The sequence below is a fragment of the Arthrobacter stackebrandtii genome (assembly GCF_017876675.1).
GTDB lineage: Bacteria > Actinomycetota > Actinomycetes > Actinomycetales > Micrococcaceae > Specibacter > Specibacter stackebrandtii.
Map to the genome: position 1 here is coordinate 3,632,856 of NZ_JAGIOI010000001.1, position 23,423 is coordinate 3,656,278.

Consider the following 23,423-nt stretch of genomic DNA (forward strand, 5'->3'; position numbering starts at 1 on the left):
AGCTGGCGGAAAGGGCACCTTTCGTGGTGGTGGCTAGATGGCTTGCGGCGGGTGGAACCACCACGTCTGGCCCTTGCCGATCAGCTCAAAGCCGTGGTGGCGGAACAGCCGCTGGCCGTCGGGCGTCGCATTGAGCATCAAGTCCTCGGCACCGGCGTTGAACGCCGCCTCCACCAGCCGGTTCAGCATGGCTGAACCGATCCCCGAGCGGCGGTGGCCGGGCGCCACCTCCATGTCAAAGATCCCGGCAATGTGCTTCTTGCCCTGTTCCGGCGGCAGGTAGGCGTACGAGCGGCCCGTCCATTCATCCTCCGAACGGGCGGTTGACAGCCACACCTGGCCCGGCTGCACCTCCTGGAGCCCGACCCGTTCGTCCACGGCCTCACTGGCGGCGACCACGGATTCCACATCCAGCGTCCGGGTCATCCACCACGGCTGGGCACCCCGCTCAAAGCGGTACTGCGGCAGGATCCCCTCCCGCATGGCAGCGTTCATCCACACGCCCACGGACCGCACGCCCCGGCGCTCCGCTTCGGCCAGGGCCGGCTGCAGCCCCGCCTCGGTGATCTCCGTGGGAAAGAGACACAGCATTTCGGCCGTCTCAGGCAGCCACACCCAGTCCATCCGGTGCGTGGAGAAAGCCCGCCCGCCCGTGGCCTGCGCCAGGGCCCTGAACCAGGAATGCTGCGTGCGCTGGCAGTCAGCCAAGGTCACCATCAGGCCAACCCCCGGCGTTCCAGCAGGGGCTCGGTGCGGGCATCGCGGCCGGCGAAGGACCGGAAGGCTTCCAGGGGGTCGACCGAGTAGCCGCGGCTGAGGAGCCTGCTGCGGAAGTGCTCGCCGTTGCTGCGGTCCAGCCCGCCATTGGCCTTGAACCAGGCCACAGTGTCGGCGTCCAGCACCTCGCTCCAAATGTAGGAGTAGTATCCGGCGGCGTAGCCCCCGGCGAAGATGTGGTTGAAGTAGCCGGTGCGGTAGCGCGGCGGCACGGCCTCCAGCTCCAGCCCGGCCCGGGCCAGCGCTGCTGCCTCAAAGGCCAGGGGGTCGGCCACGGCGGGGCCGGGTTCCAGCTCGTGCCAGGCGAGGTCCAGCAGCGCAGCCCCCAAGTATTCCGTGGTGGTGAAGCCCTGGCCCCACAGGGAAGCAGCCTGCAGCTTCTCAGCCGTTCCTTCCGGCAGTGGCTCGCCGGTGAGGTGGTGCCGGGCGTAGCTGGCCAGCACCTCCGGCCACAGGATCCACATTTCGTTGACCTGCGACGGGTACTCCACAAAGTCCCGGGGCACGTTGGTGCCGGAGAACTTGGGGTATTCCACGTTGGAGAACAGCCCGTGCAGTGCATGGCCGAACTCGTGGAAGCAGGTGACCACTTCGTCGTAGCTCAGCAGGGCGGGCTCGCCGGGCGGCGGCTTGGGAATGTTGAGGTTGTTGACCACGACGGCGCGCGTCTCCAGCAGGTGCGACTGTTCCACGAAGGAGTTCATCCAGGCCCCGCCGCGCTTGGTGTCGCGGGTGAAGTAGTCGCCCAGAAACAGGCCCAGGGTGGTGCCGTCGCCGTTGAAGACCTCCCACACGCGGACGTCGGGGTGGTAGCCGGCCAGGTCCGTGCGTTCGGTGAAGGACAGCCCGTACAGCCGGCTTGCGGCGTGGAAGACGCCGTTGACCAGCACCGACTCCAGCTCGAACCACGGCCGCAGCGCAGCCAGGTCCACGCCGTATTCCTCCCGGCGCACCCGCTCCGACCAGTAGGCCCAGTCCCATGCTTCAATCTTGTGGCCGGCGGTGGCCGCCAGCCGCTCCGCCTCCACACCCGCATTCCGGACGGCGGCGCGCGTGATGGGCGCCAGCATCTGGTGCACGGCTTCCAAGGACGGGGCGGTCTGCCGCTCGATGGCCCGGGCGGCCTCGCAGGGGAAGCCCAGCAGCGCCGCCTTCTCAGCCCTGAGTGCGGCCATGGCGGCGGCCAGTTCCAGCGTCCGGCCGGCCCCGGCGTCCCCGCGGCCCACGGATGCCTCATGCAGCCGCCGGCGCGTGTCCCGGTTCTCCAGGACTTCCAGTGCGGGCTGGGCGGTGGGCAGGATCAGTGTCAGCAGCCAGCCGCCGTCGTGTCCGGCTGCCAGAGCGGCCGCAGCCGCGGTGGCCAGGTCGTCACTGCCCAGGCCGGCCAGTTCGGCCGCATCACTGACATGCAGGGCTGCCTCGTTGCCGTTGTGCATGACTGCCTGGGAAAACTCGGTCCCCAAGCCGGCCAGTTCGGTGTTGATGGCCCGCAGCCGGTCCTGCTCCGGACCGGCCAGGCCCACGCCGGCCAGGGCAAAGTCCTTCAGGTATTCCTCCAGCAGCCGCGCGGCAACAGGTTCCAGCCCCGCCGCGGGAACGGCGAGAAAGCGCTGGTGCAGGGCGGCATTCATTAGCACGGCGTCGCTGTGGGCGGTCAGCGCCGGGGCGATCCGCCGCTCAATGTCCTGGATGGCGTCCGTCGCATCGGCCGCGGCCACGTTGAAAAAGACGTTGGCTGCACGCTCCAGAATGGCTCCGCTGCGCTCCATGGCCAGCACGGTGTTCTCGAAGCTTGCGGGCTCCGGATTGGCCGTGATGGCAGCGATCTCAGCCAGCTGTTGCGCGAACCCGGCCTCAAACGCCGGCTCGTAGTGGCTGTCCCGGATGGCGGAAAAGTCGGGAAGCCGGTGCACCAGCGTGCTGGCCTCCCGAAACGGGTTGGTGGAATTCTCCTGCGTCATGCTTTGACTCTTTCATGTTTTAACCCAAGGACGACGGCGAAACCTGGGTTTCGCCGTCGTCTCTCGGAAAATGCGGCCTGGCCGTGGAAGCGGCGGGCTACTTTTGCTTGAACACCAGCGACATCGGGGTGGTCTCCGTGGTCTGGCCCTGCGGGTTGTCGCGGAAGATGTCCTCGAGAACCTGCTTGTCCAGGGCGGTGTCATGGCCCAAGGCCACGACACCGAGGTCGTTGGCATCCATGATGGCGGTGCCGGCGAAGGTGGCGGCATACTCGGCCGGCACCGTGGCGCGGACCAGGGCGCTCAGGCGTGCGGCCACGCCGTCGGGATCAATCGGTGCGTACTTCACCGAGTGGGTGGAGGTTCCCACCTGGTAGCCGGCGGCGCCGTCGATCGCGTTGATGTTGTGGCCCACCACCTCATAGAACACGCCGGACTTGCCCTGCAGCTTGCCAATGACCGAGCGTGCCGAGGCGTACATGATCTTCGGCAGGCCCACCTCGTCGATGGCCAGCTGCATGGACCAGGGGCTGGCCAGGCCGATGCCGCCGGGGTTGCGGGTGACGAACTTGGAGAAGATGCGTGCCGCGTTGGAGACCTTGATGTCCCACACCGGGATGGAGCGCCCCTGGGTCATGGCCACGATCTTTTCCGAGACGAACAGGTACCAGGGGGTGTCCGCGGTGGCCGTGCCGTGGTCGCCGCCGGCCGCGGGGAGCCCGTCAAAGTAGCGCTTGACGTACGACATCACTGCGGGGTCAAAGTCGGTTTCCTTGTAGAAGACTTCGGTGCGCAGCGGGTAGCGGCGGAACGTGCCGGCACTGCCGGGGACGGTGATGTCCAGTTCCTTGTCGGCATTGGGAATGTAGTCGCTCTTGTTTTCAATGCCGGCCACGACTGCGGGCTCGTCAAAGAATTCGCGCAGCCACAATTCGGTGTTGATCAGGCGCCAGAAAACCATGGTGGAGCCGGAGGACTTGCCGCTGAGCAGTTCCTCAAAGGCATAAATGACGGCGTCCTGGTTCCAGTACGGGCGATCCCCGAACGAGGTGGACAGGAAGATTTCGTAAATCTTTTCCTTCATGTGCCCAAACCATTCGGCCTCGGGCGTGGTGAAGCCAATCTTGTTGCGGCGGTTGCTGATCATTTCCGGCAGCAGCTCGCGGGTGGCATCGCGCAGGATCCGCTTGTTCCAGCCGCCCTTGATGATGGATTCATCGTCCAGGCTGAAGAGGAACTTCACCACTTCCTTGTCCAAGAACGGCACGCGGCCCTCCAGTGAGAAGCGCATCGTGTTCTTGTCTTCATAACGCAAAACGGCCGGAAGCGACTTGTGGAACAGGTCGTCAATGAGGCGCAGTTTCAGGTTGTCGGGAATGTTGGAGAATTTCTCGGACTTGTATTTGGCCGTGAATTTCTTGTCCAGCAGGGCGGAAATGCCCAATTCCTTCTTCAGGGTCAGCTTGCCCTTGATGCGGAAACGCGCCAGGCGGAACAGGATGTCGGAACTGGAGGCCAATTCCTTCGCCAGCTTCGCATTCTGGCCATTCTTTTTCAGCTGGCGCAGGTAGGCGAAGTAGTACGGGATGTAGCCGGCCATCATCTCGTCGGCGCCCTGGCCGTCCAGCAGCACCGTGACGTGCTTGGACGCTTCGCGCATGACCTGGTACTGGGCGTACGGGCCGGAGGAGATGATGGGCTCCTCCATGGTGCGCACAAAGTCCTCAAGATCCTCTACGAACTCGCCCGGCTGGGGCAGGATCTTGTGGCTGATGACGTTGCCTTCGCAGCGGGCCAGGACGGCGTCGGCGTACTTCTCCTCGTCGTTGATGGAGTTGGGGAAGATGGCCGAGAACGTCTGCTGCTTCGCGCCGAGTGAATCGGTGGCGGCAGCCTTCTCCTGCATCAGCTTGTTGATCGTGACCACGACGGCGGAGGAGTCCAGCCCGCCTGACAGGGCCGTGCCCACGGGGACCTCGGACTGCAGGCGCAGGCGCACGCCCTCGGTGAAGCGTTCCCGGTATTCGTCGATGACGGCCTGGGAGTAGGGTGTCTCCACCTTGGCCAGTTCGGCGAGCTCTTCCTTGAACCGCGTGTAGGGGCTGATCGTGACGGTGCCCGCGGGGCCGGCCTCGGTGTCGACCGTGTTCAGGACCAGCTTTTCGCCGGGCATGAGCTTCTGCACGCCGGCAAAGAAGGTGGCGGGTTCGTCGTCGTGGATGCGGAACTGCAGGTAGCGGAAAAGGATGCGCTCATCCACGCTGCGCTCGATCTTGTTGGCGGCCAGAAGCGGCTTGATTTCCGAGCCGAAGAGCAGCGTCGGGGCTTCCTCGGTGCCGGCCGTGGCGTAGTAAAGCGGCTTGATGCCGAAGTGGTCGCGGGCCAGCACCAGGCGGTTGTTCTTGCGGTCGTGGATGGCAAAGCCAAACATGCCGTTGAAGCGGTCAAATGCGGCGTCGCCCCACTCCTCGTACGACTGCAGCACCACTTCGGTGTCCGAATTGGTGGTGAAGGTGCGGCCCAGCGCCTCCAACTCGGCGCGCAGGTCCAGGTAGTTGTAGACCTCACCGTTGTAGACCAGGACGGTCTCGCCGTCGGCGCTGAACATGGGCTCCTGGCCGTGGGCCACATCAATGATGGACAGGCGGCGGTGCGCCAGCCCTACGTTGCCCTGCGTGTAGATGCCCTCGCCGTCGGGGCCGCGGTGCACCATGCACGCATTCATCTGCTGCAACAGGGATTCGTCGTCCCCATATCCGTAGTAACCGGCAATTCCGCACATACTGCTTACCTCATCTATAGCACGTCAGTCCTGCCGACAATGGTACTTGCTTGAGCAGGCCCTGCCGTCCACCGCGCCCGGTGCGTAACAGAAGTTGGGGGTGTGAGATTGCGCCCACCTAAGATGAAAGGGTGACTCCCAACACCCCAGATTCCCCGGCGGAACGCAACGAACCCGACTCCTTCGCCAGCACCATTTTCCCGGATCCGCCCCGCTCCGGGGGCCCGAGGGTGGGCATCCTGGCCCTGCAGGGCGATGTCCGCGAACATGCGAGGGCGTTGGAGGCCTGCGGCGCCACCGCCGTGCCGGTCCGCCGCCCCGGCGAGCTGGCCGCCGTCGAAGGTCTCATCATCCCCGGAGGCGAGTCGACCACCATTGACAAGCTCACCCGGATATTCGGCATGCGGGACCCGCTGCTCGAACGCATCGCGGCGGGCCTGCCCGTCTACGGCAGTTGCGCCGGCATGATCATGCTCGCCGACGAGATCGCCGACCCCGCCCGGGACCTGGACGGCAATCCGCAGCAGACCCTGGGCGGGCTGGACATCACCGTGCGCCGCAACGCGTTTGGCCGGCAGGTGGATTCCTTTGAAACGGAACTGGAATTCCAGGGCCTGGCTCCGGAGGGCGGGGCTGAGACGCCGCTGCACGCGGTGTTCATCCGGGCGCCCTGGGTGGAGCGGGTGGGGGTCGGTGTGCAGGTGCTCGCCACGGTCCGCGCTCCCGGCACCCTGGCGCCCGCGGCGCCAAACCCGGGGCAGACCGGCGGCCAAACAGCTAGGATTGATCCTGAAGTCCGTGCGGTGGCCGTCCGATCGCAGCATTTGCTCGCGACATCCTTCCATCCGGAGGTGACCGGTGAGCGCCGCATTCACGAACTGTTTATCCGCATGATTAGAGGAGAAGCGTAACCATGTCAGGCCACTCCAAATGGGCAACAACCAAGCACAAAAAGGCCATCCTGGACAGCCGCCGGGCCAAGTCCTTCGCCAAGCTGATCAAGACCATTGAAGTTGCTGCCCGCGGTGGCGGCGCTGACCTTGCCGGCAACCCGGCCCTCGAACTGGCGGTCACCAAGGCCAAGAAGACCTCGGTGCCTGCCGACAACATCGAGCGCGCCATCAAGCGCGGCGCCGGCCTGCTGGGCGACGCCGTCGACTACCAGACCATCATGTACGAAGGCTACGGCCCGCAGGGATCGGCCATCCTGATCGAGTGCCTCACCGACAACAAGAACCGGGCTGCCTCCGAGGTCCGTCTGGCCGTGGGCCGCAACGGCGGCAACATGGGCGACCCCGGATCCGTCGCGTACATGTTCACCCGCAAGGGCATCGTGGGCCTGCCCAAGAACGGTCTCAGCGAGGATGACGTGCTCATGGCGGTCCTGGATGCCGGCGCTGAGGAGGTCAAGGATGAGGGCGAGAGCTTTGAGATCATCTCCGAGCCCCAGGACCTGCCCGCCATCCGTGCCGCGCTGGCCGAAGCCGGCATCGAGTACGAAAGCGACGAGGCCGGCTTTGTGCCCTCCATGCAGGTCGAGCTCGACGTGGACAATGCCCGCAAGTTCATGAAGCTCTACGACGCACTGGAAGACCTGGACGACGTCCAGAACATCTACTCCAACGCCGACATGAGCCCCGAGGTGCTTGCCGCGCTGGAAGAGGGCTAGGACCTGCGTGTTCTCGGCATCGACCCGGGCCTGACCCGGTGCGGGCTTGGCGTCGTTGACGTCGCCGCCAACCGCACTGCCACCCTTGTGGGTGTCGGTGTGGTGGGCAGTTCACATGAATTGAGCCTTGACGCCCGGCTGCTGGTCATCGCGGAAGCGGTTGACCAGTGGCTGGATGCGTTTAAGCCCGATGTCCTGGCCATTGAGCGGGTGTTTGCCCAAACCAACCTCAGCACCGTCATGGGTGTTGCACAGGTCCAGGGTGCCGTGCTGGTGTGCGCCGCCCGCCGCGGCATCCCCGTCGCCATGCACACGCCGTCGGAGGTCAAGGCCGCCGTCACGGGCAGCGGCCGCGCCGACAAGGCATCCGTCACGGCCATGGTCACGCGGATCCTGCGCCTGGATGAGCCGCCCCGCCCCGCCGATGCCGCCGACGCCCTGGCCCTTGCCATCGCGCATGCCTGGCGCTCCGGCAGCGCATTTTCCGCCGGAGGTGAAAGTGCGACGGCGGCGCAACAGTTGTGGCGTTCGGCTGAGAGCAAGTCGAAGACCAAGAAGAACAAGGAAAAGCCCGGCGCCACGTGGCACTAGGTGTTAGTAAGTATGTTCTATATGCTTGGTATTGTTGAGTGAACAGCACGATCCACACCCTTCAGGAGCAATAAGCAATGATCAGTTTTGTTCGCGGCCCCGTGGCTGCGCTGACCCTCGCCCAGGCCGTCATTGACGTCAACGGGGTGGGCATGCTGGTCCATGCAACGCCCAAAACGCTCGGAGAGCTGCGGCTGGGGGAGGAGGCCACCCTCACCACCGCCATGATCGTGCGTGAGGACTCCATGACGCTCTACGGGTTTGCCGGCGAGGATGAGCGCGAGGTCTTCGACACGCTGCTCAGCGTCAGCGGCATCGGCCCCCGCCTGGCCCTGGCCATCCTGTCCGTCCTTGAACCGGAGAGCATCCGGCTCGGCGTGGCCAATGCCGAGCCCAAGGCGTTCACCAAGGTTCCCGGCGTGGGGCCCAAGGTCGCCGGCCGGATCGTCCTGGAACTGAAGGGCAAGCTCAAGCCCACGGGAGCCGCCGTCGCACCGGCCGCGGCGGCGCCCGCCATGGAATGGAAGGACCAGGTGGTGGCGGCCATGACGAGCCTCGGCTGGAACGAGCGGGATGCGCTCAAGGCCATCGACGCCACGGTCGCGGCCGAGCCTGAATTGGCCGACGGCGGCAACGTCCCCGCCGTGCTGCGGGCCACGCTGCGCTGGCTCGGCCAGGACACCAGCCGCAACAGGGCCGGTGGGCGGTAGCCATGGCAGGCACTGACGACGCAGCGCCCCTGCTCCCAGGGCAGATCAACTTGGCCGGTTCCGGCAGCGGCCACGGCGGAAGCGCCGCCGGCCGGGGTGCCGGGGAACTGGCAGCCCCGATTGCCGAACCCGAGGAACGGGAACTGGAAGCGGCGCTGCGCCCCAAGAACCTTGACGACTTCGTGGGCCAGGAGCGCGTGCGCAAGCAGCTGTCGCTGGTCCTTGCGGCATCGAAAATCCGCGGACGCAGCGCCGACCACGTGCTCATGTCCGGCCCGCCCGGGCTGGGCAAAACCACCCTGGCCATGATTGTTGCCGCCGAGATGAACGCGCCGCTGCGCATCAGCTCGGGCCCGGCCATCCAGCACGCCGGAGACCTTGCCGCCATCCTCTCCTCGCTGACGGAGGGGGAGGTGCTCTTCCTGGACGAGATTCACCGCATGTCCCGCCCCGCCGAAGAGATGCTGTACATGGCCATGGAGGATTTCCGGGTCGACATCATCGTCGGCAAGGGTGCCGGCGCCACCGCCATCCCGCTGGAGTTGCCGTCCTTCACCCTGGTGGGCGCCACCACGCGTGCCGGCCTGCTGCCTGGCCCCCTGCGCGACCGCTTTGGCTTCACAGGCCACCTGGAGTTCTACTCGGTTGGGGAGCTGGAGCTTGTGCTGCGCCGCTCCGCCGGCATGCTCGACCTAAAACTGACCAGCGCCGGCTTTTCCGAGATCGCCGGCCGGTCACGCGGCACGCCCCGCATCGCCAACCGGCTGCTGCGCCGTGTTCGCGACTGGGCGCTGGTCCACGGCGTGGAGACCATCGACGCCCGCACCGCCTCGGCTGCCCTGGACATGTACGAGGTTGACGTCCGCGGACTGGACAGGCTCGACCGCTCGGTGCTGGAGGCCCTTGTCAACAAGTTCAACGGCGGGCCTGTGGGCCTGTCCACCCTTGCCATAGCGGTGGGGGAGGAGACCGAAACGGTGGAGACCGTGGCCGAGCCCTTCCTGGTCCGTGAGGGCCTGCTGGGCCGCACCCCGCGCGGGCGCATCGCACTCCCCGCGGCCTGGGAGCACCTGGGCCTGAAGATGCCCGGCAACGCGGTGGCCGCCGCCATGCTGCCCTTCGACGACGAGTTGGATCCCTAGCGTTCCCTGTTGCGGGCCGGTCCGATGGCGGGCCGACCCGTTGGGTACGGGCGTCATTTTGGCGCTTCTGCGGGAACTTTCATGTTGCGCCCAGCTTTACCCACTACACTGGTATGACGTCCGGCACGTTTTACGGCGCCGGCCGCCACCACTTACTTAACGAATGGAACTCCAGCTGTGTCTTTCAGCAGTATTTTGGCCGAAACAACCGCCGCGCCCGCACCCGGCCTCTTGAGCCCCATGAACCTGCTGCTGTTCGCCATGTTCGGGCTGCTCATCTTCATGATGCTCCGCAAGCAGAAGAAGGCCAAGGCGGCACAGCAGGAACAGCGTTCCAAGCTGGCTCCCGGCGTTGACATGATGACCAACTTTGGCCTCTTCGGCAAGGTCATCTCCATCGACGACGAAGAGAACAAGATTGTTCTGGAAATCTCTCCCGGCGTCACAGCCACGGTGCACCGCCAGACGGTTGCGAAGATCATCGAGCCGGCCGAGGCTGAGGCGGTTGTCCCCGACGACGCCTCATCCCTGACCATTGGGCTGGAGAAGAAGGCACCCGAGGCGGAATCCGTTGAGGAGTCCCTGGAACGCCTGAACAACGAAAACAACAAAGACAACTAGCCTTATCCGGGTTGGCAGCTGCTGTGCCCCGCGCAAGCGCCGGCACAGCAGCCTTGCCATGTTCACAACCCGTGATCAATAGAAGGATCCCTTGATGGTACGAACTGGTCCGACGTCGGCAGCCCGCAGAACCTTGCTGTGGCTCGCGGCGATCATCATTGCATGCACCCTGGCAGTAGGCGGCGGTGTCCTTGCCGGCGCCATTTCCTGGGCGCCAAAGCTTGGCCTCGACCTTGAGGGCGGCACCCAGATGATTCTGCAGCCCAAGGTGGAGGGCTCCGGAGCCGTCACCCAGGAGCAGCTGGACCAGGCCGTCGCCATCATCCGCCAGCGCGTGGACGGCTCCGGTGTGTCTGAAGCCCAGATCTCCACCGAGGGCGGCAAGAACGTTGTTGTGAGCATGCCCGGCAAGCCCACGGACGAAGAGCGCAACCTCATCAAGGCCTCGGCCAACATGAACTTCCGCCCCGTCATTGCCGCCAGCCAGGGCCCCTCGGGTGCCGTGCCTGAAGCCGAGCGCACGCCCGAGGACAAGCTGCCCGTCCCCACGGCCAAGCCCGTGAACGCCAGCGACCCCAACTGGGTGGATGCCGCGGTCATGAAGGAATATGAGGCCACCAGCTGCATCGCGCCGCTGACCGAGCGGCCCACCACCTCGGACGCCGACAAGCCGCTCGTCAGCTGTGAACCTGACTCCGGCATCAAGTACATCCTCGGCCCGGTGGAAATCCCCGGCAAGTGGATCAAGGACGCCTCCTACGGCCTGCAGCAGGGTGCCCAGGGGGCCACCACAAACCAGTGGTCTGTCAACCTGACCCTGGAGAAGCCGGATGGCGCCCAGGCTTTCAAGGAAGTCACCCAGCGCCTGAATGGCAAGTACCTGGTGAACCCGAACGACCCCCAGGCCCGCTTCGCGATCGTGCTGGATGACAGCGTCATCTCGGCACCGGCCTCCATGGCTGTCATCACCGACGGCCAGTCCTCCATCACCGGCAACTTCACCGAAGCCAGTGCCAAGGCCCTGTCGGACCAGCTGAAGTTCGGCTCACTGCCCATCAGCTTTGACATCCAGAGCGAAACCCAGATTTCTGCAACGCTGGGCCTGCAGCAGCTTGAAATGGGCATCCTCGCCGGCCTGATCGGCCTGGGACTGGTGGTCATTTACTCGTTGTTCCAGTACCGTGCGCTCGGTTTTGTCACCATCATCTCCCTCGTCATCGCCGGCGTCCTGACCTACCTGGCCATCGTGCTGCTCGGCTGGGCGGAGAACTACCGCCTGTCCCTCGCCGGCGTGGCAGGCATCATTGTGGCCATCGGCCAGACCGCGGACTCGTTCATCGTCTACTTCGAACGAGTCAGGGATGAGCTGCGCGACGGCCGCGGCCTGGTGGCCGCCGTCGACAACGGCTGGGCCCGCGCCAAGCGCACCATCCTGGCCTCCAAGGCCGTGAACATCCTGGCCTCGGTGGTCCTGTACTTCGTGTCCGTGGGCAGCGTCAAGGGCTTCGCGTTTACGCTGGGCCTGACCGCCGTGGCCGACCTCATCGTGGTCTTCATGTTCACGCACCCCACACTGATGCTGCTGGCCCGCACCAAGTTCTTCGGCGAGGGCCACCACTTCTCCGGCCTGGACCCCAAGCAGTTGGGCGCCGTCCCGCTGTACCGCGGTGCCGGACGCTTCCGCACCCCGGCGGAGTCCCTGGAGGTTGCCAAGGGCAAGAATGCGCGTGCAGCGGGCGAGGCGGAGCGCCGCCAGACCATCGCCGAGCGCCGCCTGGCCGCCAAGGAAAAGGAAATGGCGGGCACCGGCGGGCGAAGCAATGGTGCGTCCACATCCGGCTCCAGTGACGACTCCAAGGAGAACAACTAATGAAGAGTTTCGCCACATTCGGCAACGAGCTGTACACCGGTGAACGGTCCTACGAATTCATCGGCAAGCGCAAGATCTGGTTCTCCATCACCGGCGTCCTCGTGGTCCTGTCCATCCTGATCCCCATCCTGGGCGGCGGCTTCAACTTCGGCATCGAGTTCCGCGGCGGTTCGCAGTTCACCGTCTCCGCCGTCACCCACACGGATGTCACAATCGGTGAAAAGGCCGTGGCCGAGGCCATCCCCGGCACCGCCGCCGTCGTCACCAACATAGCCGCCGACACCATGCAGGTCCAGACGGACAAGCTCACCGACGACCAGACGATCGCCGTCAAGGACGCACTGAAGACCGCCTATGGCGTGTCCGAGGATGAGATCACCTCAACGTTTGTCGGCCCCACCTGGGGACAGGATGTTTCGCGACAGGCCGTCATCGGCTTCTTCGTGTTCGTGCTCCTGGCCACCGTGCTCATGGCCCTGTACTTCAGGACCTGGCGCATGTCCATTGCCGCCATTGTGGGCCTGCTCGTCGTCATGGTCGTGACGGCGGGCGTCTACGCGGCGTCGGGCTTCGAGGTGACGCCGTCGGCCATCATTGGCTTCCTGACCATCCTGAGTTATTCGCTATACGACACCGTGGTGGTCTTCGACAAAATCAGGGAAAACACGGCAGACATCGACAAGTCGGTGCGCCGGACCTTCGCCGAGGAAGTCAACCTGGCCGTCAACCAGACGCTGGTCCGCTCCATCAACACCATGATGGTGGCCGTGCTGCCGGTGGGCTCCATCCTGTTCATCGGTGCCCTGCTCCTTGGCGCGGGAACCCTGCGCGACCTTTCCCTCGCCCTGTTCATCGGCATCATCGTGAGCACCTTCTCCACGATCTTCGTCGCCGCGCCGCTGTACTCCCTGCTACGCGAACACGAGCCCGACCTGGTGAAGCAGGCCAAGAAGGTCCAGCAGCGCCGTGCAGTCGAAGCGCCTGAAACGGTCGACGCCGGATAGCGGCTTCGCATTTCGGCCCGCCTGAGTGCGGGCGCAGCATGGCTGCGGGAAGAAAGCCGGGGTTGGATGCCAGTCATCCTGCCCCGGCTTTGTTTTGGTCAACATTCACGGCAATCGCACCTTAGACTGGGGTAATGCCCCGCAGCGGGGGCGCATGGTGAGCAAGTGCGTGAGGGAGGTAATGCGTTGAACGATGAATCGCCCTCGCATGAAGTCATGGCCGGCCAGGCCGGAACAACGGAAGCCGGTGCCACCCCCGTGCGCCCGGCGGAGCCGCGGCCCACATTCCCGGGCAGGCGCGAACGGACACGGTCACGGCTGGCCCGGCTGACAGGCTGGTCCACGGAAAGCTACTCGCCGATCCTGGAACCGCTGCTGCGCATTGTGCGGGCCCGGAACCCCAAGGAAGACTTCGAGCTGATCCAGCGCGCCTTCACGGTGGCGGAAAAATACCACGAGGGCCAAAAGCGCAAGAGCGGCGACCCCTACATCACCCATCCCGTGGCCGTTGCCACCATCCTCGCCGAGATGGGCATGACCGGCAGCACCCTTGCCGCGGCCCTGCTGCATGACACCGTGGAGGACACCCCCTACACACTGGCCGAGCTGGAACGGGACTTCGGCAGCGAAATCGCCATGCTCGTGGACGGTGTGACCAAGCTGGACAAGGTTGAGTTCGGTGCCGCCGCGCAGGCCGAGACCGTGCGAAAGATGGTCATCGCCATGGCCAAGGACATCCGGGTGCTCGTCATCAAGCTTGCCGACCGGCTCCACAACGCCCGCACCTGGCGCTTTGTTTCCGCCTCTTCCTCAGGCAAAAAAGCCCGGGAAACCCTCGACATCTTCGCCCCGCTGGCCCACCGCCTCGGCATGAACGCCATGAAGTGGGAGCTGGAGGAACTCTCCTTCGCCGCCCTGTACCCCAAGGTGTACGAGGAAATCGTGCGCATGGTGCAGGACCGCTCCCCGGAGCGCGAGAAGCAGCTGAGCATCATCCGCCGCGAAATCGTCGAGATGCTCCGGGTGTCCAAGCTCAAGGCTGATGTCACCGGCCGGCCCAAGCACTACTACTCCATCTACCAAAAGATGGTGGTGCGCAACAAGGACTTTGACGACATCAACGACCTCATCGGCGTCCGCGTCATCGTCGACACCGTGGGCGACTGTTACGCGGCGCTGGGCCAGATCTACGCCCTGTGGAGCCCGCTCGTGGGCCGTTTCAAGGACTACATTGCGCTGCCCAAGTTCAACATGTACCAGTCGCTGCACACCACGGTGGTGGGCCCGGGCGGAAAACTGGTGGAGATCCAGATTCGCACCCTGGAAATGCACCAGCGCGCCGAATACGGCGTCGCCGCCCACTGGAAGTACAAGAGCGGCAACAAGGCGCCGGTCAGTGTCCAGGAGGACATGAACTGGCTGCGGACCCTGGTCGACTGGCAGCAGGAAACTTCCGACCCCAACGAGTTCCTGGAGTCGCTGCGCTATGAGATGAACTCCAAGGAGGTGTACGTCTACACCCCCATGGGTCGGGTCATCGCCCTCCCCGAGGGCTCAACTCCCGTGGACTTCGCCTACTCGGTGCACACCGAGGTGGGCAACCGGACCATCGGCGCCCGGGTCAACGGCAAGCTCGTTCCGCTCAACAGCGAGCTGGCCCACGGCGACACCGTGGAGATCTTCACCAACAAGGCCGAGGGTGCCGGGCCCAGCCAGGACTGGCAAAACTTTGTCAAGAGCGCCCGGGCACGGAACAAGATCCGCCAGTGGTTCACCAAGGAACGCCGCGACGAGTCCATTGAAAAGGGCAAGGAGCTGCTGACCAAGGCCATGCGCAAGCAGAACCTGCCGCTGCAGAAGATGATGACCCACGAGGCTCTGCTTTCCGTCACGGAGCACTTCCACTACGTGGACATCGCCGGTCTCTATGCCGCAGTGGGAGACGGCCACACTTCCGCACAGTCCGTCGTGGAGCGTCTGCGGGACATCCTGGGCCCGCACGATGACATCGAGGACGCTCCGGCCCCCATCGACACCCACGTCTCCAACACACGCCCGCGGGTCTCCGACTCCGGCGTCATTGTCCACGGCGTCGGCGACGTCCTGGTCAAGCTGGCCCGCTGCTGCACGCCCGTGCCGCCGGATCCCATTGGCGGCTTCGTCACGAAGGGCTCGGGCATCTCCGTCCACCGCCAGGACTGCCCCAACCTCATGCACCTGAAGAGTGAGCCCGGCCGGCTGGTCGACGTTGACTGGGCGCCCACCCAGTCGGGCGTGTTCCTGGTGGAGATCCAGGTGGAGGCGCTGGACCGCAAGAACCTGCTCTCCGACGTCACCCGCGTGCTCTCCGAAAGCCACGTGAACATCCTGGCCGCCAGCGTCCACACCTCCCGCGACAGGGTGGCGGTGTCAAAGTTCGCCTTTGAAATGGGCGATCCCAAGTACCTGGACCACGTGTTGAACTCCGTGCGCAGGATCGACGGCGTTTTCGACGTGTACCGATCCACCGGGAGCCACCGCCGCGCCTAGCGCAGCGGGCCGCCGTCGATCATTTCCTGCACCAGGGCCTGGCCACGGACCTTGCCCGGCACATGCGCTGCGGCGAGCAGTGCCATCCTGATCCGGGGCAGCGGGCAGTGCAGCGAGGGGGTGCGGGCCATGGCTTCCAGCACGGGCCGGGCCGCTGACGCCGGGGCGGAGCGAGCCACATCCAGCGCCGTGCGCAACGGGCTGGTGACAGGGACCCCGCCAATGGTGACCACGTCCTGCGGACCCAGCCGGACCTGGCGCAGCGTGCATCCGCTGAATGGAGGCAGGGCTGCGCTGCGCCCTCCGGGATTGACCAGCAGTGCCACGGTTTCGGGCGGGGGAGCACAGCCGTAGACCCAGGCCGCACTGAGCTGGCCCAGCGCCGCACGGGGCGCCAGGGCGGCCGGAACCTGGTTGAACAGCGCAGCAGCACGGTGCCCGGCGCTCTCTTCCCCCTGGGCAATGCGGAAGGCGTCGCCGGCCACCGGGGCCAGGACGCCGTCAATCTTCATGGCGTGCAGCTCCCCGAGGAGGAACTGACCGCCGGGGACCAGCAGGGCTGTCGAAGGGTTCATCCCTCCACACTGCCCCGGCTGCGGGCAAAGCAAAAGGCCTCCGGACCGGATTGTGGAAAACCCGGCCCGGAGGCCTTTTACTTGCGTTAAACTCCTGCCCCTGCGCCCCCGGAATGATGGGGGAAACCGCGGCGGGACGGTGTCAGGAGAAGTCGGCTGCAGCCTTCTGGACCTGTTCCAGCCACAGCTCGCGGGCGGCGAGTGCCTCGGTGGCCTTGGCCACCTTGCGGGCGTCGCCGGCCTTCTCGGCCTTCGCCAGGTCTTCGCGCAACCCGGCAATCGTGGCTTCGAGCTGGCTCAGGGCGCTGCTGGTGCGTGCCTTGGCCTCGGGGTCGCTGCGGCGCCAGTTGTCCTCGTCGGCGGCGCGCACGGCGTCCTCCACCTTGCGCAGGCCGGCCTCGACGCGCTGCATGTCGGCGCGCGGCACCTTGCCCGCTTCCTCCCAGCGGTCGCGGATGTTCTGCAGCGCCTTCTTTGCGGCGTTCAGGTCCGTCACCGGCAGGAGTGCCTGGGCCTCGGCGATCAAGGCCTCCTTGACCACCAGGTTGGCGCTAAACTCCTCGTCCAGGGCGCTGTTGGCGGCCTGGCGGGCGGCAAAGAACTTGTCCTGGGCTCCACGGAAACGGGCCCACAGTGCGTCGTCGTCCTTGCGGCTGGCCCGCGGGGAGCCCTTCCACTGGTCCATGAGGCGGCGGTATTCCCCGGCAGCCCAGCCCCATTCCGTGGAGCTGGCGAGCTCTTCCGCCTCGGCAATGAGCGCCTCCTTGGCGGACTTGGCGGCGGCGTTGTTGTTGTCCAGCTGCGAGAAATACGCGCGGCGGTGGCGGTCGAACACGGTGCGGGCGCTGCGGAACCGCTTCCACAGGCCTTCCTCCGTGGCACGGCCCAGCCTCATGCCCGACTTCTGGGCCTGCTTCCAGGACTCGAACAGCTCGTTCATGCGGGCGCTGCTGACCTTCCACTGGATCGTTGCGGGGTCGCCGGCCGCAATGGCCTCGGCCTCGGCAACAATTGCCTCGCGGGCGGCCAGCTCAACGGTCCGGGCGGCGTCGTGGGCGGCGCGCTCGGCGGCCGCCAGCTCCTTGATGCTCTGCTCCAGTGCGTCCACGCGGGCAAGTGCGGCATTGACGTCGCCCACGGAGGTGCGCTCGCCCAGCTGCTCGCGCAGGTGCGCCACGGTCTTGTTCATGTCCGTGGTGGGGGCCTTGGCCTCAACACGCTGTTCCAGCAGTGCGAGCTGGGCGACGATGTCATCAAACTTGCGCACAAAGTAGCTCAGCGCCTCGTCCTTGCTGGCGCCCGGGTACTGGCCCACCGGGAACTCTTCGCCGTCCAGGATCAGGAACACGTGCCCGTCTTCCTCGGCGCGGCCGAACTTGGCGGCTTCGGTGAGATCGACGGCGGGCACTGCCGGGGCGGACGTTGCCGGAACCGCGGCCGGGGCCGGGGACTTGGGCCGGGCCGCGAAGGCAGCCGGGGATGGTGAGGGGGCTGGAACCGCAGCCGGCGCCGGGACGGGAGCTGCCGCCGTCGTGCCGTCAACAGGGGCATTCTCCGTTACGGGTTCTGCTGGTGTTGTGGCAGTTGTTTCGTCGGATTCTTGACTGTGTGTCACCGCTAAAAGTCTTTCGCTGGATGGAAATTGGTGGGTGCTGCATCGGCCTGGCCGGGACCGCAGTGGTGCGTGCGCTGCTGCAGGCGGCTGCCCGCGGCGGTGCAGGCCGGGTGGAAAATTAGTTGAGCTGGAACGAGTCTATCGTCACCTTGGTGGTGGGTGCACCGTCCGAGGCCCCGCCTTCGATGCCGCCGGCGGCAATATCCTTCACCGCATCAAGGCCGCTGGTGACCTTGCCGACAATGGTGTAGCCGCCCGTGTCCTGGGGCAGCGTGGTGTCGCCATAGGTGATGAAGAACTGCGTGCCGTTGGTGTAGGTGCCGTTGCCGCGGGCCACGGCAATGGTGCCAGCCGGGTATTTTCCGTCGGCGGGGGAGTTCTCCACCGGGCCCCACTGGAAGCTGGGGTCGCCGTTGCCGTCGCCCTTCAGGGAACCGCACTGGAGCAGCTCAAAGTCGGGCGAGTTGGTCAGGCGGTGGCAGCTCTTGCCCGTCATGAAGCCCTCGTCGGCGAGCTGTTTGAACACGGCGGCGGCCTGGGGCGCCTTGGTCCCGTCCAGCTCCACGCCCATCGGCTGGCCGTTCAGGGTCAGGGTTCCGGTGAAGGTCTTGCCCTTGGCCGTGTCCGCGCTGGCGACGCCGGCGCTGTTGGTCTCCTGCGCACTCGGCGTGGCGCTGGGCGTGGCATCGGCGGAGGCGGTGGCCGTCGGCGTGGCGGTGCTGTCCGCGGCGGCGTCCGTGCCGTCCTTGGGGGCGAACACGGTCAGGGCCAGCACCGAGGCGATGGCCACGGCGGCAAGAATGGCAATGATGGCCACCAGGTTGTCACGCTTGCGGCGCTGCACCTGCTCCTGGTACATGGCCTGGTTGGCCTCCATGCGGGCAACGCGTGCCTTTGCTTCCCGGCTGGTCTTCTTGCTGCTGGCCAAGGGTGCCTCTCCTTCAATTGAGCGGTATGTACACCTGCCACAGCGGTGCCGGGCGGGCGGGTTAGGGGTGCGCGGCCAAACCTTATAAAATGGCAGCCGGTGCCAGTTTACCCATGACTCGCCCCCACACAGGGGATCATGAAGCGCACCGTGACGATTACCCGCCCCGCCGCACCGGCCCCTTGCACGGGTCCGCTGCATGTTAGGAGAGCAACACCCATGGCACGCAACGCCTCCTTGTCCGGTTTTCCCGAGTGGCTTCCCGAGGAGCGGCTGGTGGAGCAGCACGTGCTGGACACCCTGCGCCGCACCTTTGAGCTGCACGGCTTCAGCTCCATTGAGACCCGGGCCGTGGAAACCGTGGGCCACCTGTTGCGCAAGGGCGAGATCGACAAGGAGGTGTACGGCCTCTCCCGCCTGCAGGACGACGACGGCAACACCGCGGTTGCTGCCAAGGACGATCCCAACGCCCTGGCCCTCCACTTTGACCTGACGGTGCCGTTCGCCCGCTACGTGGTGGAGAATGCCGGTTACCTCTCCTTCCCGTTCCGCCGCTACCAGATCCAGAAGGTGTGGCGCGGCGAGCGTCCCCAGGAGGGCCGTGCCCGCGAGTTCACCCAGGCTGACATTGACGTGGTGGCCGACGGCGTCCTGCCCTTCCGCTACGACGTGGAACTTGCGCTGGTGATCGCCGAGGCGCTCTCCGCACTGCCCATCCCCGCCTTCAAGCTGCGCATCAACAACCGCAAGCTGGCCGAGGGCTTCTACCGCGGCATTGGCCTCACCGACACGGCCGGGGTCCTGCGCAGCATCGACAAGCTGGAAAAGATCGGCGCCGAGAAGGTTGCGGAATTGCTCAAGACCGAGCTGGGTGCCAGCGACGAGCAGGCTGCCAAGGCCCTGGCGCTGGCCTCCATCCGCACCGAGGACACCTCCTTCGTTGCCGCCGTGCGTGCCCTGGGTGTGACCGACGAACTGATGGAGGAAGGCCTGAACGAGCTCGAACAGGTCATCGCCGCAGCCGTCAAGAGCGCCCCCGGTTCCGTTGTGGCCGATCTCTCCATTGCACGCGGCCTGGACTACTACACCGGCACCGTCTACGAAACCGTCCTGGTGGGCCACGAGCAGCTGGGCTCCATCTGCTCCGGCGGCCGCTACGACGCCCTCGCCTCCAAGGGCAACCGCAAGTTCCCCGGCGTCGGGCTGTCCATCGGCGTCACCCGCCTCGTGGCACGCATCCTGAGCCAGGAATTCGCCAAGGCCTCCCGCTCCGTCCCCACCGCCGTGCTGGTCACCCTGGCAGACGAGGACTCCTGGTCCGACGCCCAGGACGTGGCCGCAGCGCTGCGCGCCCGCGGCATCGCCACGGAGGTCGCCGCCAAGGCCGACAAGTTCGGCAAGCAGATCAAGTACGCCGACAAGCGCGGCATCCCCTTCGTCTGGTTCACCGATGAAACCGGCGCCCACCAGGTCAAGGACATCCGCTCCGGCGACCAGGTTGCCGCCGACCCCGCCGCCTGGACGCCCCCGGCCGAGGACCTGACGCCGCAGATCGTCAAGGCGTAACCGCGCTGCCCTTTGCATCTATGACGCACTTGTTGCAGTGGAAGGCGCTTTCCGTGGCCGTTTTCGTGCAGTAAGTGCGTCATAGATGTTGGAAGGGAGGGGGAGCGGGGCTCTCGTGCCCGATCTGCGCCGCCGCGAAACACCGGTAAACTTCTAGACAAACTCTCTTTCGGCCCGGACCGGGCCGAACAATTTCCATTGAAAGGAATGCTGTGCTGCGCACACATGACCTGGGCTCCCTGCGGGCTGAACACATTGGCCAAACCGTCACCCTTGCGGGCTGGGTTGCCCGCCGCCGCGACCATGGCGGCGTCGCCTTCCTTGACCTGCGCGACGCCTCCGGCGTGGCACAGGTCGTGGTGCGTGAGGAGGAAGTCTTCCACGCACTGCGCAACGAGTACGTCCTGCAGATTACCGGCACGGTCTCCCGCCGCCCCGAAGGCAACGAAAACCCGGCCCTCGCAACAGGCGAAATCGAGGTGTTGGCCGATGACGTCATCGTCCTCAACGAGGCCGCACCCCTGCCGTTCCAGGTGGACGAACACGTGGAGGTTGGTGAGGAAGCGCGCCTGAAGCACCGCTACCTCGACCTGCGCCGCCCGGGAATGCAGCGCAACATCCGCCTGCGTTCCGAGGCCAACCGCGTGGCCCGCGAACTGCTGCACGAGCAGGGCTACATTGAGATCGAGACGCCCACGCTGACGCGTTCCACCCCGGAAGGCGCCCGCGACTTCGTGGTGCCCGCACGCCTGGCCCCCGGCTCCTGGTACGCGCTGCCGCAGTCCCCGCAGCTGTTCAAGCAGCTCCTGCAGGTGGGTGGCTTTGAGAAGTACTACCAGATCGCCCGCTGCTACCGCGACGAGGACTTCCGTGCGGACCGCCAGCCCGAGTTCACACAGCTGGACATCGAGGCCAGCTTCGTGGACCAGGAAGACATCATCGCCCTCGGCGAGAAGATTGTTTCCGCCCTGTGGAAGCTGATCGACGTCGAAATCCCCACGCCGATCCAGCGCATGACCTACCGCGACGCCATGGCCCGCTACGGCTCGGACAAGCCTGACCTGCGCTTCGGCCTGGAGCTGAGCGACCTGACAGAGTTCTTCAAGGACACCAACTTCGGTGTCTTCAAGGCTCCCTACGTCGGTGCCGTCGTCATGCCCGGCGGCGCCTCGCAGCCCCGCCGCCAGCTGGATGCCTGGCAGGAATGGGCCAAGCAGCGCGGCGCCAAGGGCCTGGCCTACGTGCTGTTCAAGGAGGACGGCGAGCTGGCCGGCCCCGTTGCCAAGAACCTGACCGACACCGAGCGTGCCGGCCTGGCCGACGCCGTCGGCGCCAAGCCCGGAGACTGCATCTTCTTCGCCGCCGGAGACGTTGCCTCCTCGCGCGCCCTGCTGGGTGCCGCCCGTGTTGAGATCGGCCACCGCACCGGCCTGATCGACCCCAAGGACTGGGCGTTCGTGTGGATCGTTGACGCGCCCATGTTCGAGCCCGCCTCCGCGGCCGTCGCCTCCGGTGACGTTGCTGTTGGCGCCGGCGCATGGACTGCCGTGCACCACGCATTCACCTCGCCCAAGCCCGAGTTCCTGGACACCTTCGACACCGACCCGGAGTCCGCACTCGCCTACGCCTACGACATCGTGTGCAACGGCAACGAAATCGGCGGCGGCTCCATCCGCATCCACCAGAGCGATGTCCAGAAGCGTGTCTTCGAGGTCATGGGACTCTCCCGCGAGGACGCCCAGGAGAAGTTCGGCTTCCTGCTCGAAGGCTTCAAGTACGGCGCCCCGCCGCATGGCGGCATTGCCATCGGCTGGGACCGTGCCGTGTCCCTGCTGGCAGGTGTCGACTCCATCCGCGACGTCATCGCCTTCCCGAAGTCCGGCGGCGGCTACGACCCGCTGACCGCGGCACCGGCCCCCATCACGGCGCAGCAGCGCAAGGAAGCGGGCGTGGACTTCAAGCCCGAAGCCAAGCCCGAGGCCGGCGAGAAGTAACACCCGCGCGAAAGGCCGGTCTTCCAGTTGTGGGGGCCGGCCTTTGCCATGCCCGGCGCTAGTATTGTCCAATGCTGAAACCCGCTGCGCCCTCCCTTGACCTGCTGGAATCACTCATGGCTGCGGCCTGGCCCGCCCTGGAAAGTTCGACGGCGGATGGCTGGGTTCTGCGGTCGGCCGGCGGGGTCACCCAGCGCGCCAACTCGGTCTGGCCCGCCGAACCCGCCAGTGACGAATTGGCTGCCCTGCGGTCTGCCGAGAACTGGTACGCAGGGCGGCGCCAGCCGGTCATCTTCCAGCTGACCCGCCGGGAGGAAAATGCGCCGCTGGAGGCCCTTTTGGACACGCAGGGCTATTCACAACAGTCCGAAACCATCGTCATGACCTCGCCGGTCCCGCCCGCAGCGCCCGTCCCTGGCGCGGCTGCCCCGGAAGGTGCCGCAATCCGCGTGGAGGTGGCGGGGACGCCGTCGGAGGAGTGGCTCGAGCTGTGGTGGCGGGTTGACGGGCGTGGCGGGGCGGCCGAGAAGCAGACTGCGCGAAGGATCCTGCTGGGTGCCTCATCCCTGTATGCAACGGCGCGCAGCAGTGAAGGTGTAGCCGTGGGCACGGGCCGGCTGACGTTGGTGGATGGCTGGGCCGGCGTCTACGGCATGGCCACGCACCCCGACTTCCGGCGCCAGGGCGTGGCATCGGCTGTGCTGGCCGAACTGCTGGGCCAGGCCTTCGCCGCGGATGTTGCCGGACTGTGGCTCATGGTGACCGCCGCCAACGCGGGTGCCCAGGCGCTGTACGAACATGCAGGATTTGCAGAGGCCGCCCGCTACCACTACCGCCAGGCCCCGCTGCGACGGGCGTTCGGAGCCTGCTGACCGCCCATCCCCATCCCCGACGCCGCATCACATCGGGCGCGGTTTCCCCCGATCCCGCATCACATAATCCCCATTTTCCGCCGATGCCGCATCACATCGGCGGCGGTGGCCAATGCGGGAGATTATCTGAGAAGAGGCCAGACCGATGCCGGACTGCCATGGCGGACAAGTCAGATGCAAGGCACTGGTGGGAAGTCCAGCCCGATGCGGGGCGAGT

18 protein-coding genes are annotated in these 23,423 nt (G+C 66.1%); 12 read left to right on the forward strand and 6 right to left on the reverse strand.

The window, feature by feature from the left end; translation table 11 throughout:
- Nucleotides 1–33: 33 nt before the first annotated feature.
- The 3 genes from JOF48_RS15900 to asnB all read right to left on the reverse strand — a co-directional run bounded on the left by JOF48_RS15900 (nt 34) and on the right by asnB (nt 5,520).
- Complete coding sequence (locus tag JOF48_RS15900) at nt 34–717, reverse strand: GNAT family N-acetyltransferase (protein ID WP_209682160.1); 684 nt, start codon at nt 715–717, stop codon at nt 34–36.
- Complete coding sequence (locus JOF48_RS15905) at nt 717–2,738, reverse strand: M3 family metallopeptidase (protein WP_209682161.1); 2,022 nt, start codon at nt 2,736–2,738, stop codon at nt 717–719. The genes JOF48_RS15900 and JOF48_RS15905 overlap by 1 nt, the downstream gene beginning before the upstream one ends.
- 97 nt (nt 2,739–2,835) lie before the next feature.
- Entirely contained in the window at nt 2,836–5,520 is a 2,685-nt protein-coding gene (gene asnB / locus JOF48_RS15910; protein WP_209682163.1) for an asparagine synthase (glutamine-hydrolyzing), read from the reverse strand.
- Nucleotides 5,521–5,714: 194 nt separating this feature from the next.
- Here asnB and pdxT point away from each other — a divergent pair, with 194 nt between their 5' ends.
- The 9 genes from pdxT (at nt 5,715) to JOF48_RS15955 (ending at nt 15,656) form a co-directional block, all read left to right on the forward strand.
- The gene (gene pdxT, locus JOF48_RS15915) at nt 5,715–6,431 is read left to right on the forward strand and encodes a pyridoxal 5'-phosphate synthase glutaminase subunit PdxT (protein ID WP_209684659.1); all 717 of its coding nucleotides are present in this window, start codon (nt 5,715–5,717) and stop codon (nt 6,429–6,431) included.
- 2 nt (nt 6,432–6,433) lie between these two features.
- Entirely contained in the window at nt 6,434–7,189 is a 756-nt protein-coding gene (locus JOF48_RS15920) for a YebC/PmpR family DNA-binding transcriptional regulator (RefSeq protein WP_203314418.1), read from the forward strand.
- Between the two features lie 3 nt (nt 7,190–7,192).
- Nucleotides 7,193–7,780 (forward strand): crossover junction endodeoxyribonuclease RuvC, encoded by a 588-nt coding sequence (gene ruvC, locus JOF48_RS15925; RefSeq protein WP_203314516.1) that lies wholly within the window; start codon nt 7,193–7,195, stop codon nt 7,778–7,780.
- Nucleotides 7,781–7,857: 77 nt separating this feature from the next.
- On the forward strand, nt 7,858–8,490 hold the full coding sequence (ruvA, locus tag JOF48_RS15930) for a Holliday junction branch migration protein RuvA (protein ID WP_209682165.1): 633 nt from the start codon (nt 7,858–7,860) through the stop codon (nt 8,488–8,490).
- Nucleotides 8,491–8,492: 2 nt separating this feature from the next.
- Nucleotides 8,493–9,632: a Holliday junction branch migration DNA helicase RuvB gene (gene ruvB, locus JOF48_RS15935; RefSeq protein WP_245346575.1), complete on the forward strand. Its 1,140-nt coding sequence runs from the start codon at nt 8,493–8,495 to the stop codon at nt 9,630–9,632.
- A gap of 177 nt (nt 9,633–9,809) precedes the next feature.
- Nucleotides 9,810–10,253: a preprotein translocase subunit YajC gene (gene yajC / locus JOF48_RS15940; RefSeq protein ID WP_342591275.1), complete on the forward strand. Its 444-nt coding sequence runs from the start codon at nt 9,810–9,812 to the stop codon at nt 10,251–10,253.
- 94 nt (nt 10,254–10,347) lie between these two features.
- On the forward strand, nt 10,348–12,123 hold the full coding sequence (gene secD / locus JOF48_RS15945) for a protein translocase subunit SecD (protein WP_209682168.1): 1,776 nt from the start codon (nt 10,348–10,350) through the stop codon (nt 12,121–12,123).
- On the forward strand, nt 12,123–13,127 hold the full coding sequence (gene secF / locus JOF48_RS15950; protein ID WP_209682170.1) for a protein translocase subunit SecF: 1,005 nt from the start codon (nt 12,123–12,125) through the stop codon (nt 13,125–13,127). Before secD ends, secF begins: the two co-directional genes overlap by 1 nt.
- Before the next feature lie 216 nt (nt 13,128–13,343).
- Nucleotides 13,344–15,656 carry a RelA/SpoT family protein gene (locus tag JOF48_RS15955; RefSeq protein ID WP_209684663.1) on the forward strand — a complete coding sequence of 771 codons (2,313 nt, stop codon included), beginning with the start codon at nt 13,344–13,346 and terminating at the stop codon, nt 15,654–15,656.
- Here JOF48_RS15955 and JOF48_RS15960 read toward each other — a convergent pair.
- From JOF48_RS15960 to JOF48_RS15970, 3 genes are all read right to left on the reverse strand, one after another.
- Entirely contained in the window at nt 15,653–16,231 is a 579-nt protein-coding gene (locus JOF48_RS15960; protein ID WP_209682173.1) for a hypothetical protein, read from the reverse strand. The two genes, JOF48_RS15955 and JOF48_RS15960, sit on opposite strands and share 4 nt — an antisense overlap.
- A gap of 142 nt (nt 16,232–16,373) precedes the next feature.
- Nucleotides 16,374–17,846: a DUF349 domain-containing protein gene (locus JOF48_RS15965; RefSeq protein ID WP_342591276.1), complete on the reverse strand. Its 1,473-nt coding sequence runs from the start codon at nt 17,844–17,846 to the stop codon at nt 16,374–16,376.
- A gap of 118 nt (nt 17,847–17,964) precedes the next feature.
- Complete coding sequence (locus tag JOF48_RS15970) at nt 17,965–18,774, reverse strand: peptidylprolyl isomerase (RefSeq protein ID WP_209682176.1); 810 nt, start codon at nt 18,772–18,774, stop codon at nt 17,965–17,967.
- Nucleotides 18,775–18,993: 219 nt separating this feature from the next.
- Between JOF48_RS15970 and hisS the strand changes: the two genes are divergently transcribed.
- The 3 genes from hisS (at nt 18,994) to JOF48_RS15985 (ending at nt 23,206) form a co-directional block, all read left to right on the forward strand.
- Nucleotides 18,994–20,340, forward strand: coding sequence for a histidine--tRNA ligase (gene hisS / locus JOF48_RS15975; RefSeq protein ID WP_209682178.1), 1,347 nt, complete (start codon nt 18,994–18,996; stop codon nt 20,338–20,340).
- A gap of 212 nt (nt 20,341–20,552) precedes the next feature.
- Nucleotides 20,553–22,334 (forward strand): aspartate--tRNA ligase, encoded by a 1,782-nt coding sequence (gene aspS, locus JOF48_RS15980; protein ID WP_209682180.1) that lies wholly within the window; start codon nt 20,553–20,555, stop codon nt 22,332–22,334.
- A 71-nt stretch (nt 22,335–22,405) separates the two neighbouring features.
- On the forward strand, nt 22,406–23,206 hold the full coding sequence (locus JOF48_RS15985; protein WP_209682182.1) for a GNAT family N-acetyltransferase: 801 nt from the start codon (nt 22,406–22,408) through the stop codon (nt 23,204–23,206).
- Nucleotides 23,207–23,423 lie beyond the last annotated feature (217 nt).

Coding starts and splice junctions, on each gene's coding strand:
- secD (WP_209682168.1), top strand. CDS start 10,348: ATGGTACGAACTGGTCCGACGTCGGCAGCCCGCAGAACCTTGCTGTGG.
- JOF48_RS15900 (WP_209682160.1), bottom strand. CDS start 717: ATGGTGACCTTGGCTGACTGCCAGCGCACGCAGCATTCCTGGTTCAGG.
- JOF48_RS15985 (WP_209682182.1), top strand. CDS start 22,406: ATGCTGAAACCCGCTGCGCCCTCCCTTGACCTGCTGGAATCACTCATG.
- secF (WP_209682170.1), top strand. CDS start 12,123: ATGAAGAGTTTCGCCACATTCGGCAACGAGCTGTACACCGGTGAACGG.
- JOF48_RS15960 (WP_209682173.1), bottom strand. CDS start 16,231: ATGAACCCTTCGACAGCCCTGCTGGTCCCCGGCGGTCAGTTCCTCCTC.
- ruvB (WP_245346575.1), top strand. CDS start 8,493: ATGGCAGGCACTGACGACGCAGCGCCCCTGCTCCCAGGGCAGATCAAC.
- ruvA (WP_209682165.1), top strand. CDS start 7,858: ATGATCAGTTTTGTTCGCGGCCCCGTGGCTGCGCTGACCCTCGCCCAG.
- hisS (WP_209682178.1), top strand. CDS start 18,994: ATGGCACGCAACGCCTCCTTGTCCGGTTTTCCCGAGTGGCTTCCCGAG.
- JOF48_RS15920 (WP_203314418.1), top strand. CDS start 6,434: ATGTCAGGCCACTCCAAATGGGCAACAACCAAGCACAAAAAGGCCATC.
- JOF48_RS15905 (WP_209682161.1), bottom strand. CDS start 2,738: ATGACGCAGGAGAATTCCACCAACCCGTTTCGGGAGGCCAGCACGCTG.
- JOF48_RS15955 (WP_209684663.1), top strand. CDS start 13,344: ATGGCCGGCCAGGCCGGAACAACGGAAGCCGGTGCCACCCCCGTGCGC.
- asnB (WP_209682163.1), bottom strand. CDS start 5,520: ATGTGCGGAATTGCCGGTTACTACGGATATGGGGACGACGAATCCCTG.